14 protein-coding genes are annotated in these 14,385 nt (G+C 59.8%); 5 read left to right on the top strand and 9 right to left on the bottom strand.

The window, feature by feature from the left end; all coding sequences use genetic code 11:
- Nucleotides 1-256: 256 nt before the first annotated feature.
- The 7 genes from H7007_RS02470 to H7007_RS02440 all read right to left on the bottom strand — a co-directional run bounded on the left by H7007_RS02470 (nt 257) and on the right by H7007_RS02440 (nt 6,422).
- Nucleotides 257-2,890 carry a GAF domain-containing protein gene (locus H7007_RS02470; protein ID WP_287152913.1) on the bottom strand — a complete coding sequence of 878 codons (2,634 nt, stop codon included), beginning with the start codon at nt 2,888-2,890 and terminating at the stop codon, nt 257-259.
- 434 nt (nt 2,891-3,324) lie between these two features.
- Nucleotides 3,325-3,504, bottom strand: coding sequence for a hypothetical protein (locus H7007_RS02465; protein ID WP_287152912.1), 180 nt, complete (start codon nt 3,502-3,504; stop codon nt 3,325-3,327).
- A 10-nt stretch (nt 3,505-3,514) separates the two neighbouring features.
- On the bottom strand, nt 3,515-4,030 hold the full coding sequence (locus tag H7007_RS02460) for a hypothetical protein (protein ID WP_287152911.1): 516 nt from the start codon (nt 4,028-4,030) through the stop codon (nt 3,515-3,517).
- Between the two features lie 12 nt (nt 4,031-4,042).
- Nucleotides 4,043-4,819, bottom strand: coding sequence for a hypothetical protein (locus H7007_RS02455; protein ID WP_287152910.1), 777 nt, complete (start codon nt 4,817-4,819; stop codon nt 4,043-4,045).
- A 19-nt stretch (nt 4,820-4,838) separates the two neighbouring features.
- Nucleotides 4,839-5,408 (bottom strand): hypothetical protein, encoded by a 570-nt coding sequence (locus tag H7007_RS02450; RefSeq protein WP_287152909.1) that lies wholly within the window; start codon nt 5,406-5,408, stop codon nt 4,839-4,841.
- Nucleotides 5,409-5,420: 12 nt separating this feature from the next.
- Nucleotides 5,421-5,936: a hypothetical protein gene (locus H7007_RS02445; protein ID WP_287152908.1), complete on the bottom strand. Its 516-nt coding sequence runs from the start codon at nt 5,934-5,936 to the stop codon at nt 5,421-5,423.
- 9 nt (nt 5,937-5,945) lie between these two features.
- Nucleotides 5,946-6,422, bottom strand: coding sequence for a hypothetical protein (locus tag H7007_RS02440; protein ID WP_287152907.1), 477 nt, complete (start codon nt 6,420-6,422; stop codon nt 5,946-5,948).
- 1,269 nt (nt 6,423-7,691) lie between these two features.
- Here H7007_RS02440 and H7007_RS02435 point away from each other — a divergent pair.
- The gene (locus H7007_RS02435) at nt 7,692-8,342 is read left to right on the top strand and encodes a hypothetical protein (RefSeq protein WP_287152906.1); all 651 of its coding nucleotides are present in this window, start codon (nt 7,692-7,694) and stop codon (nt 8,340-8,342) included.
- 98 nt (nt 8,343-8,440) lie between these two features.
- Here H7007_RS02435 and H7007_RS02430 read toward each other — a convergent pair whose 3' ends face one another.
- Nucleotides 8,441-9,940: an RNA polymerase sigma factor gene (locus H7007_RS02430; protein WP_287152905.1), complete on the bottom strand. Its 1,500-nt coding sequence runs from the start codon at nt 9,938-9,940 to the stop codon at nt 8,441-8,443.
- An 85-nt stretch (nt 9,941-10,025) separates the two neighbouring features.
- Complete coding sequence (locus tag H7007_RS02425; protein WP_287152904.1) at nt 10,026-10,490, bottom strand: sortase; 465 nt, start codon at nt 10,488-10,490, stop codon at nt 10,026-10,028.
- 537 nt (nt 10,491-11,027) lie between these two features.
- Between H7007_RS02425 and H7007_RS02420 the strand changes: the two genes are divergently transcribed.
- The 4 genes from H7007_RS02420 to H7007_RS02405 all read left to right on the top strand — a co-directional run.
- The gene (locus H7007_RS02420) at nt 11,028-11,486 is read left to right on the top strand and encodes a hypothetical protein (protein WP_287152903.1); all 459 of its coding nucleotides are present in this window, start codon (nt 11,028-11,030) and stop codon (nt 11,484-11,486) included.
- Entirely contained in the window at nt 11,483-13,057 is a 1,575-nt protein-coding gene (locus H7007_RS02415) for a GMC family oxidoreductase (protein ID WP_287152902.1), read from the top strand. Before H7007_RS02420 ends, H7007_RS02415 begins: the two co-directional genes overlap by 4 nt.
- A 236-nt stretch (nt 13,058-13,293) precedes the next feature.
- Nucleotides 13,294-13,857: an SCP2 sterol-binding domain-containing protein gene (locus H7007_RS02410; protein ID WP_287152901.1), complete on the top strand. Its 564-nt coding sequence runs from the start codon at nt 13,294-13,296 to the stop codon at nt 13,855-13,857.
- A 51-nt stretch (nt 13,858-13,908) separates the two neighbouring features.
- On the top strand, nt 13,909-14,385 hold a 477-nt coding region (locus H7007_RS02405; RefSeq protein WP_287152900.1), incomplete at its 3' end, for an AMP-binding protein.

Raw genomic sequence — 14,385 nt, 5'->3', positions numbered from 1 at the left:
TCTTCGTCCCCGAGAGGGTGCCCAAGCGCTGGGTGGACGAGAAGGCCGGCTTCATCCACCCCTGCATGTCCTTCCCCCTCTCCGACCTGAGGATAAGGATCTAAGGGGTCAGGTCTTGAATCGTGATGCCCCCCAGGGTTTAGTGGGGTATCGGGTCTTGATAGTCGCTGCCCATTCCCTTCATCAGACGGTTGGGACTAAAAATATTTTCAGGACATGGTGAGGTAAATCCTATATTTATTACCTATCGCCTTCCTCAACCGGCGGGTATGGCGATGGTAAAGACGGAGCCCCCTCCCTCGCGCGGGCGGTACCATATCCTTCCCTCGTGTGCCCTGACTATCGCTCGGGCAATGTACAGGCCTAGGCCCATGCCGGGTATGGAATGATACCTGACCTCCCCCACATGGGTGAAGCGCTCGAATATACCGGCTTCCTCCCCGGGAGGGACTCCCGGGCCACGGTCCAGGACCGAGAAGATAACCTCCCCTTCCTTTCGCCTCACCTCCAGCACCACCTCCTCCCCGGGAGGCGAGAACTTGGCCGCGTTGTCCAGCAGAGCCATGAGGGCAAAGGGCAGCTTCTCGGGATCCGCGACGACCCTTCCCGCATCCTCTCCAATGATAAGGCGGAAAGCCCTTTGCTCGTATCTCTTCCGGATCTCCTCCATTGCCGCCAGCGCGAGGTCGCGCGCCGGGACCTCGCTTACGGAAACGGTGAAGACCTCCCGCTCGATGCGAATGAGGTCCATCATCTCCTCGAGTATGAAGGTGAGGCGGTCCGCGCCCTGATCGATACGTCGGAGGATATCCCACTTCTCCTCCTCGCTCAAGCGGTCGGTGAAGCGTGAGAGGGTAAGAGAGTACCCTTTCATGACGGTTATGGGGTGGCGCAGCTCGTGGGAGGCGATGTCCATGAGGTCGCGCAGGCCCTCCTCCCTCCGCCATCTCTCCTCCTCCACGGCGAGGGCCCTGGCCAGCATGCCCGCATAATCCACCTCCTCGTCCCGGAACTCCCTCTCCTTGCGGTCGAAAAGGCACAGGCATCCTACGAAATCTGTGCCCAGGACCACCGGGTGGCTCAGCATGGACCTCCAGCCGTAAGCATTCACCTCGGGAAGGGCCTCCTGCAGGCGGCGGAGCCTTTCTTCCTCCCCTGCGAGGGAGCCCCTCCACCAGAGGACGGCATTCTCGAGGTCCTCCCGGCTCATCTCGACCACCGAAGGCTTGTAGTCGTCGACTACCCCATGGAAAAAGGCGAGTCTGTAGGAGTCGCCGGCTCGCCGCCAGTAGTGCGCCACGGCACAGTCAAGCACCTCGCGGCTTGCCGCGGTGATCCTTTCCATGTTGCGCAGGGGGTCTGTTTCCAGGTTCAGCAGGCAGTGGTTTATCAGCCCAATCCGCTCTTCCGCCTCCCTCCGCCTCTTCTCCCGCTCCATGGCTTCCAGGGCGAAAGAGATGTCGGCCGCGAGGCGTTCCATTATTTCCATTTCCTCGGGGCCGAAATAGCCGGGAAGCTCGGAATAGACGTTTATCGCCCCCACGACCTTTCCCTCGCAGAGGAGCGGGAAGGCGCCCGAGGAATGGAGACCGGCCTCCAGGAGCCTCTCCCGCCAAGGTTCCATCCGGGCGTCTGCCACAACGTCGTAACATACCTGGGGCGTTCCCTCCACTACGGCCCTACCCGTGGGGCCGAGGCCCAGGGGGGAATCGTCGGCGCGAACCGATACCTTTCCCACGTAACCGGTAGAATCCCCGGCCACGGCCACGGGTTCCACGGCCGAACTGGAGCGGTCGAGCTGCCCTACCCAGACCATCCGGAAGAGTCCTCTATCCACCAATATGTTACAGACCTCTTGGAGCAGCGGCTCTTTTTCTTGGAAGCGCGCGATGGCCCGGTTGACCTCCGAGAGGACGGCGTAGAGCAGCCCCAATCTCTCCACCCTCTCCAGCGTGCGGTCGCGCTCCTCCGCCCGTTCCTGCAGGGCCACAGCCATGCGGTTGAAGGATTCCGCCAGGAGCCCTATCTCCCCCACGGCCCCTGATCGTCCGGCCCTCACGGAGAGATTCCCCCTTTCCAGCTCACCGACCGCCCACCGTAAGTTCTGGATGGGCTTGAGGATGAACATCCCTCCCAACGCATAAGCAAGGAGCATGACCACAGCGGCGATAATCGACAGGATGGCGAGGTTCATGACCAAAGTCCGGTTCGCCGGACCGTATATCATCCCCTCCGGGAATCCCGCGCAGATGTAGACCTTTCCCGCTTCTTCTCCCGGGGTTATGGACCTGTGCACGTACAAACGCCGCACCCCGTCCAGTCCTTCCACGCTCACCGAGCCGCTGTCCGGCCCCTCGAGCATGGCCTTCATCACCGGCGCCTCCGGGACCGTGGTCCCCACGTACCCTTCCCCCTCCGGGTAGCGCATGAGCACGGTTCCCTTCTCATCCGCGAGCATTAGGACCGAGCCCTCGGGCAGGGGAATGGAGGCAGCGATATCACCCAGCCAACCAAGGTCCAAGGAGGCTACCACGAGGAAATCCACCTCTTTCCTCTCGTCCAGGACGGGCAAGGCGAGGGACAACAGGGGTTTGCCGGTGATGCGCCCGATTACATAATCGCCGACTGAAAACTCCTTGCCCCTTACGGCACGCTGGAAGAAAGAGCGATCGGAAAGGTTGAGCGGACCCTGGTAGGGAACGGCGCTGGCCACCACATTTCCCCCGGCGTCGACGGCGATGATGTTGACCAGCTCAGGCGAAACGGTTAAAAGCCCTTTGAAAAGTTCGCTTGAGGCTCGCCAGTCCTTTTCCTTTAACTCGGGAACGGAGGACAGGAGCGTCAGAAGCCCCCGAATGTGTTCGACTTCATTGATGTATTCGATGCTCACGCTCTCCGTCAGCCGGAAGGCTTCCCGGCGGGCGGCATCCTCATCTACCTTCTTCCTCTGTAGGGAAAATACGAAGATTAAAACGAAAGCGGTCAGAAAAGCCGCAACCACGATTACCAGAATTCGAGAGCGGAGCCCCGCGAACGGCCGGCGCATGACGATCACTCTTCATTCATTCCACACCACTTAATTTATTATACCCTTTCGGCTGCCGGACGCTGTGTCTTAACGGAGGCGAACAATATTATAAATCAGCGTTTTTCTGTCGGGATCACGCGTGTTTCCAACTTTTGGCATCCCTACGCTGTTGTCGGAGTTATGTCCGCCTGGCCGCATTAAATGCCGCGGAAGGGGAGGGGAAAAGAAGAGACCGCCCCGGGCGAAAGGCGGTCTCTTTTGGGGTGGCGGAGCGCTCCGCCGACTGGGGGATGTCTCTAAACCCCGGCCAAAGAAAACAACAGGGCAAAGACGCATACCAAGCAATAAAATCCGGCCAGGGCCAGAAGGAGCGGCTTGACGTAAGGGCGTTCGCGGAAAATCCCTATCGCCAGCAAAGCCCCCAGCACCAAGACTATCGCCGCCGAGAGGACGATGAGGAACCTCGCCGCCGTCATATCCAACTCCTCACTTATATTTACCTTCCATCATGTCGGCGATGTCCGAGGCGCATGCGTTGGATGCCCGCAGTCCATTGACCATATCCTGGAGTGCGGCCAGGGTGCGGTTGATGTACTGAAGGGTTATGGCCGTCTTGCCTCCCACCTCTGCCAGGGGAGACTTTGAAGAGGCGATGCGGAAACCGAGGAAACCCACGCCCAGGTTGTTCCGGTCCAGAAGGTCAGCCGTTGTCCCCTGCAGCTCGTTCGCCTTCCGGACCAGGTCGTTCATCTCCGAGACCACCTCCACCAGGGCCTGGAGGTCGGCGAGCATGGCCTCCGTCTTTTCCGCCATCTCCTCGGTAGGTCTAAAGGCGGGGAGTATATCCCTCACTCCTCTCTCCTGTGCTCGCACCTCATCAAGCAATCCCGTCTGTTTCTCGCCCATGCCTCTCTGGACCCCGATGACCTTGAGGAGCATCCCTCCGGTCGCCGCGAGGCTGATCGCCACCGTCAGGCCGAGCAGGAATTTCAATGCCTTCAACGCCCTCCCCCCTCACCGTCCGCCCAAAAGCTTCCCTATCCCCTCCAGGAGTCCGGACACCGGGTTCCCCGAGACCTGCTCGATGACCCTCAACACCTCCGGATTCAACAACGCGTTTCCCGGAGAACCGGCTTGAGCCGGGAGAGGCGCGGGCATTCCCGACTTGGCGCCCGCAGTGTGTTCGCTGTGGGGAACGAACTCGGAGAGGCGGGACATGATGCCTCCGCGCATGTAAGCTTTTGCTTTAGCGCTTTTAGGCTGTATCCTGGCCAGGTATCCCAGGGTCTCGTCGAAGAGTACGGAGATGGTGGAGGCTAGGCTCACCATCCCGGAGGAACCATCCGCCACCCCCTGGGTCAGGGCTACCGAATCCCGCATAGCGGCGAGGAGCGAGGCGGAGATGGGTTCCAGCCCTCGGGCTAGGTTCAGGGTCATATGCAGTTTCCCTTCCAATATGCCGAGGGATTCGTTGGTCTCCTCGAGGAGGGGCTTCTGACCGGACATGGCCGCGTTGAGTTCGTCCACCACGTCCATTTGCCGGTGCAGCAGCTCGTTGGTCTTCCCCACCAGTTCCAGTTTCTCGTTCAACGCGCTGACGTTCTCCCTTACCTCCCCCATTATCCCGCCCATCTCCTGCATCCCGCGCAGGCTCTCGTCCACCATGTTGAAGATGTTGTAACGGCGGTTAAAGCTCTCCAGGGCCCCGCTGGTGGCCAGGGTATAGGAAACGGTGACCACACCCGCGAGGATCAGCCCCAATGCTCCGGTGATGGCCAATTTCCGCAACATAATCATCGCTCTCCTCTCCTCAGGGCAGGTTGGGCAGGGCATAGGTGAAGAAGAGGCGGTAGGATACCGAGTTTGCCAGCTTCTCCCTCAGGGCGGCCATCTCCCCGGCGATGGCCCGGTTGGTCTGGTTTATCCTGTCCAGGATGTCCAAAGAGGATGCGGAGGCATAATTACCATCGTCAACAGCCGCTGAGAGTTGGCGGAGGTAGGGGTCCAACTCCGCGAGAGCGGCGGAAAGACGGTCGGTGTGCTCCCGGACCAGGGCCAGAACTTGGTTGTTGTTCTCGATGGTCTCCACCATGGCCTCCAGGCCCTGCTTCATCTCCCTCATGGCCTGAAGGGTATCCGTTATATAGCTTCCGACCACACCGGCCTTCTCGTTGAGTTCCACGGTTGGCTGGAGGGACTCACGCATCCCATCATTCAGCTGGTTGGAACGGACCACCAGATCCCGTACCCTCTCCACCTTGGAGTCAACGTTGCGGGCCACGCCCAGAGTGGCCGCCGTCCCCCCGGCGAGGACCACGGAGACCGTGGCGCACATGGCCCATATCCCCAAGCTGAACAGTTTGGCGAGCAGCTTCTTCATTCCCCTCCCCCCTCAAGGCAAAGCGGGCGTGCCTTGGTTGTTCTCCTGGGCCAGCCGGTACATCTCCTCCACCTTCTGGAGCTGGCCGGTGGCGGCCCCCATAATCCCGGAAAGGAGGGTCCCCACCTCCCCCATCACCGCCACCACTTGGGCCATGTACAGGGAGATCTGTTCAACCATGGCGAGATTGGAAAGGACGATGCCGTCCATTTCCCGGTTGAGCGCCAACATGGCGTCGTTCATGGCCCGTATCTCCTCCGCGTCGGAGACTATGCCCCTCGCCACCTCGTTGGCCTCCCGGATACCGCCCATGATCCCGTCGAATATCCCGGACATATCGACGAGGTTGCTCCTCTTCTCCCCCATGGATTCCTCCAACTCCACGGCGCGGGAAAGCAGCCTCTCGTTCTCCGAGAGCCGGGAGTCCAGCCCTTTGAGCTCGGCCAGCATGAGCAGGGTGTTGAGCATGAAGCCCACCAGGCCCACCACCCCCGCCAGCTTTACCGCTTTGAGCAGCTTCGCCTTCACTTGCCCCCCTCACATATTGCGCATGATCTCCAGCGCGCGGTCCATCTTCCCGTTTATCTCCCGGTTGACGCCCTCGAAGGCCCTGAGGTTGCCGTACAACAGGCGCACGAGCTCCAGGGTCCTGCCCGCTATTCCCATCTGATCTTCCGTCCCCTCCTTGAGTCCCAATTCCACGCTCAGGACCTCCTGCGCGATGGACAGAATGATGGAGACCTGTTGCCTCTGACGTCCGACCATATCCGCCAGCTCTCGGGATGTTCCCACCTGCTCCTGCGTCTTTTCGCTAAGGAGCCCCAGAAGCATCTTGGATTCCTCCAGGCCCCCTTCCTTCACGTCCATCACCGCAAGGGTCTCCACCAGCTCACTGGTGCCCTGGTTAAGGCTTTCCACCTCCTGATTTATCTTCTTCAGCTGCCCGGTGAGGTTATATTTCTCAAGCTCATCCTTGGCCGAACAGCCGCCCCCGAAAAGCGGCAGGAGAATCAATACGGCCACCAAGCCAACGGTTATTGTCCCACTCAGGATATGAACCGCGAGGGTTCTCCTTTTTCGGCATCTCCTGGAAAAGACCATGTCTACCCCCTCTTTCTCTGAACATGAATACGGACGAGTCACCATTTCCCCTCTCTTCAGAATCCCTGTTCCATATGCGTTTCCCAATACAAAAAAGGACTCGTCCTTAAACGGCCGGAATCCATTCGACCGCGCCGAGAGGCAGGCCCAATGACCGAGGCAATTTCTGACCGAGGCAATTTTAAGGTAGATTATCAAAAGACCGTTACGGAGTCCTCCGGGACCAGTACCGTTCTATGCCCCAGGAACGCCACTCCTTCAAGGCCTTCCCTCAAGACTAGTCATGGTCTACCATGCACTGGGATTGGCGCAGATTTCCTTGGATGATATTGGCATGTCATCTCCCCACCACCTCTCCCGCACTTGATTCAACGCGCCTCGTGGTTTGAGCATGGGCATCGAATCCCTTCCCTCACAGCACTCTTTCCCGACACCCGATTCCCTTCCTTCGCCCGAGAAAGGTCTCCGCTCACGGCATGGGGGATTCGAGGAAGAGAATCGTATTTACCGAATGGAAGGCGAGCAGGTGCCCGTGCGAAAGGGGCTTCCGAAGGATTTAGCGTATGGAGGTGAAGGTAGATGACCGGTAGAAAGACTATCATGGCGGTTTTGTGTATCGTCTTTTCCGCCGTATTTTTCCTTGCCGTTACCGGGACATGTCTCGGGGGCGGGGCGCTCCAGGACACGCCTTTGGGCCGGTCTCTCGCCCGGCTGGACAACGGGACGGGAGGGGTTTCCTGGAACGGGAGCGGTTCTGCGGAAGGCACCTTCTCGGGTAACGGATCTTCCGCGGGAGGCTCGGTGTCCTGGGAAAGCTCGGGAAGTGCTTCGCCGACCTCTCCAAGCATACCCTCGAGCGGAGCACCGCAGCTTCCCGTCCCCGAAGCGCCCCAGCTCCCTGTACCTATTCCCGGCGATACCACCCAGCCGCCTTCCCTTCCCTTACCCGAGCCGGGTAACGCACCGGGCCTCCCCGGACTTCCGGGTCCCGACTCGCTGGAGGGGGTTCTTGACCCCTCTAACCTTTCCGGGTTACTTCCGGATGCGGGAGGCATGCCCTCCCCGGGGATGCTTCCCGGAGTTCTGGATCCCACCGCATTTCCGGGGCTGGAAGACCTGCCGGGAGTGGACGAACTAATCTCCAATCTTCCCGCTCCGCCTGCCGGACCAGGGACTCCATCCTTGCCGTCTCCGGACTTCAAGCCGGAGGACCTTCTCAAGATCGTGGAAAAGAGCGACCGCATCCTGGTCCTCGTCTCCCTCGACGACCTCCTACAGGCCAGGCTGGGACTGGGCAAGGACCTGAAAACAGCCCCCTTGTTGGAGTGGCAGCTTATCCTCTTCAAGGCCCTGGCGGCGGAAGGCAAACTGGGTGTGAGAAAAGTGAGTGACGACGCTTTCCTTGTACCCATCGAGTTCTACCTCAAATACTGGGCGGGTGACCAGGGATGGCAGGAGATATTCAACCTGCTGCTACCCCTGGAGATCAGCTTTCCCGGAGCGGGGATGCTGCCGGATGGAATGCAGGACCTTCTGGACAACCTGTACGAATACCTGCTCAAGCCTATCCTCCCCTTGCTCCCTATATATCAACCGGCGGAAGAACCGCCCGCCGTCGAGCCTCCCGCGCCCGAAGAGGAGGCCCCTCCCGTGGAGGTAGGCGGTGTGGTGGTCGCCAATCCGCAACAGGAGACAGGAGGCCTGGGCGACCATCTTCCCTTCACCGGAGCCGAGCTCGGCCTGTTGCTGGCCATAATCATTGCCCTCTCCACAGCAGGCCTCCTACTTGGCCGCCTTGAGAGGAGATACAAGAACAAGACGGGTGAACTCTAAGGGCTTAACGGGGCCGGAGAAAATCAAGACGGCCTCCGCCCAAGCTCGGCGTTCTTAAGGGCGGGGGCCGTTTCAATGCCTATTTTCAATGCCTATTTTCATGGGGCCGGGCTGCCCTGGATTCCCACCGGAAACAAGCCCGACAGAATGATCTCCATGGTGTCGGGCAACGGTCCCATGACCTCGTTCAGTTTATGAAAGGAAACGGTAGGTTCTACGGCGCTCGTCCCTCCTCCGCCCTCCGAGGCTTCAGGCGGTATAGCAAACGCGCTTGCCGGTGGGATTGCCGCCTGCGATCCAGATGGGGATTCAAGGTCTTCCGCCACAAGGCCCAGGGGCAAGGCCATAAGTGACGCCTCCGCTCCGGAACCCGCCTGCAGTACCGCTCCTTCAACGGCATGGGTGACGTCCACAGCCGCTTCCACTGCCTGGTCCCCCAATGCCCTCAGCCCGTCCCAGGGCATACCGGCGGGTGGGAAGAAGCACCATAACACATCCTGGGGCAATCCCAGGGAGGCTAAAGCCCTCTCCGAGACCCCCAGGAGGCACGTCCACAGGTTTTCCGCCGTTGTCAGCGCCGTATCCAGCAGGTTCCCGCTTCCCCGCACGATCGCTCGCAACACTTCCCCGCTCCCTGCCACCACTCCCCGCCAAGTCAAACCTGTGATCTCGAAGAGGCAGGAAAGCGATCCCGCAAGGTCTTCGGATCCCGTCATTCTCACGGTCCCGCTTTCCCCTTCAACGAGCCCATTTGGCTCTGCCACTCGCTCGCATTCCCGGTCCATCACCCGCACGCACGGGTTTTCAACCCTCTTGCGACCTTCATCCTCACCGCACCCTACCGTGCCTAGGAACCCAGAACCCACAACGGCGCAAACCAGCAAGAAAATTACCATAATATTCCATATGGCGTTTCCAGCTCCTGCGATGCCGCCCAGATTGGCGACCCCTCCCCAGCGGAAGCAGCGCGAAAGCGAACTTCCCGAGGAACGCAACTTCCCTTTCAGATTCCCCAGGCACGCAACCAGGGCGGCCCACCAGCCACCTTCCCGGGTCCCAGCAAGTTCCTTCCTCAACTGCGACTTTGCGCGGTGGAGCAGGCTCTCCACGGCTTTCTCGGTGAGCCCGAGGTCCGAGGCTATCTCCCGGTAGGACATCCCCTGGTACTCGCGCATGACGAGAGCGCGAGCATAATGCCGGGGAAGCCTCGACATCGCCGTCCTCACGTCATGGCAGACCTCGCTGGAAAGGTAGCATTCCTCCGGGTCGAGGATCTTGCAGCCCAGGTAGCCATGGTCACCATCGTACGCGCTGGGGACCTCCTCCTCCGTCCACAGCCTCACCCTCACCGTTCCGTTGTTCTTGCGGAAGTGGTCGATGAGGAGGTTCTGGGCCACGCGGTAGACGAGGTTGCGGGCGTAGCCATCCCCGTCTATATCTTTTCCGCTACGGAGCAACCGGAGAAAGACCTCCTGGGACAGGTCCTCCGCTGTTCCCTCGTCGAGCCCCTTTCTCACGAAGAAGCCGAAAAGCTGGTGGTGATAGTCGCGGTAGAGCTCTTCGATGCGCCGAACGCCGAGTGTCTTCACATCCCCCACGGCAATCCCCTCCCTTGCGTCAATCTTATGTCACCTGCTCGGCGTTCTAATTAAATATTAGTTTAAGCATACAAATAAAAGCAACCTATTCAACTGCATCTGTTCCCTTCACGGCTTCTGCGCGCACTACCAACCTCTTTCTGGCCGAGAACAAAGGGTGGCAGGCGATCATGGTAAGGACCACTCCCCCGGTCTTCTCCATGACCCATACCTCATCCGGATCGACTATCCTTTTCCATCTCACCAGGTAGGTATGCTTCGAACCCCCCCTCCCGGTGAGAACTACCGCATCGCCTTCAGACAATTCGTCAAGGCGGAAAAAAGGACGCGAGTAGGTGGTCCTATGCCCGGCGATCACGCAGTTCCCCTCCTCACCCGGATAGGCGGTGCCCATCAGGTGAGCTGGGCCCTTGTTGAGGTTCTCCCGGTCATCAACGTTGGCCATCTCCACGACGGGCGCCGAAAGCCCTATACGCGGTATCTCTATCCACCCCACCACATCGCCGGGCGACGCCGGGCCCGACGACGATCCCTGTCCTTCCCAATGCAAAGCCAGTTCCTTGGCGAACCCCTCCGCCTCCCGGTTCTGAGCGAAATAACGGACGAGTGCAAAGGCAAGAATGCCCGCCAGGCCAAGAAAGAGGATCTTTCGGAAAGCACCAATCGCGCGGACGATGATCCGCGCCGCCCGTGATCTCATCACTTTACCTGACCACCGTATCCTGGAACTCGTTATTCAATAGTTGAATACGTCCGTTGGCACCCTTTCCCTCGCCTTCGTGATTCGTGAATTACCCATGCCCTCTGCCCCATCTGTCCGACCTCCGTCGGGCGAAGCTCAATCCCATGAATCCGCGGTTCCGCTCCCGGAGAGCGTGGCTCCGATGCATTGCCCAACGATTCGGGACATAGCTCCCCCCGCAGTCCATGGCCTCTTGCCTGTTCCTCCCGTTTTCCCCTCGGGAACCTGGCGGCAAAGCGAGGCCAAGCCCATGGGACAGAGACGCGGGAAAGGATTCCGGAAAACGTATTTCATGTATTGAGAGGCTTGGGTTTCCTTGGACGCGGCATCAATCGGGAGGAACGCATGAACAACTTTTTTCGAAAACAGGTCGAAAATCTGGTCAGGTTCTACTTCCGCAGCAGTTACTGGAGCGGCATGCCCGAAGCCGACCCGGAAAGCCAATCCTCCTTCATCATCTGGTTTCTGCGCGCGGGAGCCCCGGAGTTTCGTTTTCTTTACTGGGCCTGCCTTCTCGGCCTGCATCTTCTCTCCCTGCTCCTCGAGGGCAAGACCTTCAACCGGCTCAGCGAGTCTCGGAAGGAAGAGCTCATGGACCGGTTGCTGTCAAGCCGCAATCCTCTTCTCCGCGGCATTCCAGTGCTCCTGAGCCTTCCCGTCCTCATCTCCTATTACCGGAGGGACGAGGTCAGGATACCCCTGGGTTTCGACCCCCAGAGCCTGAAGAGGGATGCGGAGCTCCATCCGGTAAGCAGGGGAAAGGAAGGGTCGCCAAAAGAGGAAATGGCCGGTGATGTGAGATGATCTACGGGCTCGAGGATGTGGATACACATGTCAGGCGCACCGCCGACGTGGTCATCGTGGGTTCGGGAGCCGGAGGCGGACCCGTGGCCCGGGAACTATCCGGCGCCGGATACTCCGTGGTTGTACTGGAAGAGGGGGCCTATTTCACCCGGGAGGACTTCAACCTGGACCCCGTTGATTCCCTGGTGAAAATGTACCGGGACGCCGGCCAGACCATGACCCTTGGAGTCCCCTCCATCCTTCTTCCTCTGGGGAGGACGGTGGGAGGCACCACGACCATCAATTCGGGCACCGCCCTGCGCATTCTCAAACCCATCCTGAGGAAATGGCAGGTGGTGCACGGACTGCGGGACCTCACCGAGGAGGAGTTAAACCTCATCTATGCGCACCTCGAGGAATACCTCTATGTAAAACGGGCGGACCCGGAGGTGGCGGGAAAGGTGGCTCAGACCTTCCTCCGGGGAGCGGAAAAGCTGGGGCTGTCCTCGGGATGGCTTCCCCGCAACGCCAAGGACTGTGAGGGATACGGGTCCTGTGTCTTCGGCTGCCCCAACGATTCCAAGCAGAGCGTCAACGTGACCTTCATCCCCGATGCCGTCGCCAACGGAGCGGACGTCTACACCTGTTGCCGTGTGGAGAGGATCAAAGTGGAGGACGGAAGGGCGGTGGGAGTAATAGGATCCTTCGTGGACCCCCTAACCGGAAAGCGCAAGAAAAACCGCGTGGACATCGATGCCCGGGTCGTGGTCCTGGCCGCGGGAGCCGTATATACGCCCTACCTCCTGCTGCGCCAGGGAATCTGCAACTCCAGCGGGCAGGTGGGAAAGAACCTCGAGATCCACCCCGCGGTGCAGACGGTGGCCCTCTTCGACGAGATCATGGGGCCGCCCAAGGGAATACCTCAATCCTCGTACGTCGATGAGTTCAAGGACGAAGGGATCGTGCTGGAGGGCGGCACCGTCCCGCCGGAGATCCACGCCCTGGCCCTGCCCTTCGCCGGGAAAAAGCATTTCAAACTGATGAGCGAATACCCGCGGATGGGTATCTTCGGCGGAATGGTCTCGGACACAGATTCATGGGGAAGGGTCGCCGACCTGCCTCGCGCCGGAGGGCGCCCTACCATGCTCTACATGCTGCGGGGAAAGGACGTGGAGAAGGCCAAATTCGCCGTTCAGATCATGACCGAGATATGGTTCGCCGCCGGAGCCCGCAAGGTCATCACCCCCATCGCCGGACATTATGAGATACGCGGGGCAAAAGACCTGAAACGGTTGGAGAAAAGCAGGGTCGAGGCCCGCGATTTCTACGCCATGACCGCCTACCACCCCCTCGGCACTTGCAGGATGGGGGATGATCCCGAATGGTCGGTGGTCAGGCCCACAGGCGAGAGCTGGGATGTGGAAAACCTTTACGTCTGCGACGGCAGCGTACTGCCCTCATCCCCAGGCGTGAACCCTCAACTGACCATTATGGCCCTGGCCCTGCGCACCGCAGGATTCATCGACGACAAGTTGTCCGGGAGCGAGCCGAGCGCTTTAAAATCCGATAACCGGCGAGAATCGGAGGCGTAGAAAGGCGTGCTTACAGGCCGCCGCACGTCTCGAGACATCTCGAATCCGGCACAGAAAGGCGGCGACATGAAGGCAGAGAAGGACGATTCGGGCTGCAGATCTCTTTGCAGGCAGGGATGCACAGCTTGCATCTTCCTCAGTTGCTGTTTCCACCCTTACTTCAAGGAGGTGCTCCTCCTATTGGGAAAACGGTAGAAGGACCGCTTTGCGAGTGGTGCAGAGAGGGGGGATGAAGGATGGCTTACGTCTACGGGACCGATGAGTGGGAGAAGGCCTACCTCGCGGAGGTTGAAAGGCGGAAGACCACGGAGAGTAAGCCTTACATCGTGGCCACGCCGGAGTGGACGGCGGAATTCGAGAGCCTGGTGCAGCAGGACGGGGATTACCGGGAATTCGCCAAGGAGTGGGAGGGAAGCGTGGCCCTCCAGATCAACGCCGAACCGGAGGCCGGCCTGGACGAGGACATCTACATCCTCATGGACCTTTGGCACGGGGATTGCCGGTCCATAAGGATAGTCCCCCGCGCGGCGGCTGAAAAGGCAGATTACCAGATAACCGGTGACTACGCGAAATGGAAATCGGTACTGGCCAAGGAACTGGACGTGGTCAAGGCCATAATGCAGGGGAAGCTGAGGCTGCGCGGCGACCTCCCGACCATAGTGCGCAATGTGAAGGCGGCGACCAGGCTGGTGGACCTTGCGGGCATGGTGGAAGGGAGGTTCCCCGACGAGATGCCGCCGGAGGAAAAGGAGTCATTCCGCGCCTGGGTCAATGAGATGCGCAAGCAATTCGGGGTATGAGAAAAGCGGAGGAGCAAGAAGTCGCGATTTAACCGTGGGCGTACACGGCCAATGTTTGACCAGTTCAACCGTAAGTGCAACCGTCTCGCTCACGGCATGAAGTCTTTGGGCGTGAAGAAGGAAGACCGGGTGGCTATCCTGGGCTTCAATTCCATCGAGTGGATGGAAGTCTATTTCGCCGCCTCCAAGATAGGGGCGGTACCCACCAACGTCAACCCACGTTTTGTGCTCGACGAGGTGCGCTACATACTGGAAGACTCTGACGCCGTCGTCGCCTTTGTGGAGGAGCCATACGCCGAGATCATCGCCGAGACTTGGCCGAGACTTCCCATGCTCAAGAACATTGTTGTCTATGGCGTCGGCAAGCCGCCCGAAAAAGTGCCTGATGGCATGCTGGCCTTCGAGGAGATCTTGTCGGATGACGAATCCAACCCCAAGATAAAAGTCTATAACTTAGGTGCTATAGCCGCCACAACCGTCTTCCTTCCCACCCCTCACCCGTTTATAGCACGAGAGTTTTGGGAGACC

It is taken from the genome of Candidatus Solincola tengchongensis (genome assembly GCF_015711935.1).
In the GTDB taxonomy this organism is placed as follows: Bacteria; Actinomycetota; Geothermincolia; order Geothermincolales; family RBG-13-55-18; genus Solincola_A; species Solincola_A tengchongensis.
This window is presented reverse-complemented; position numbering and strand designations above follow the sequence as displayed.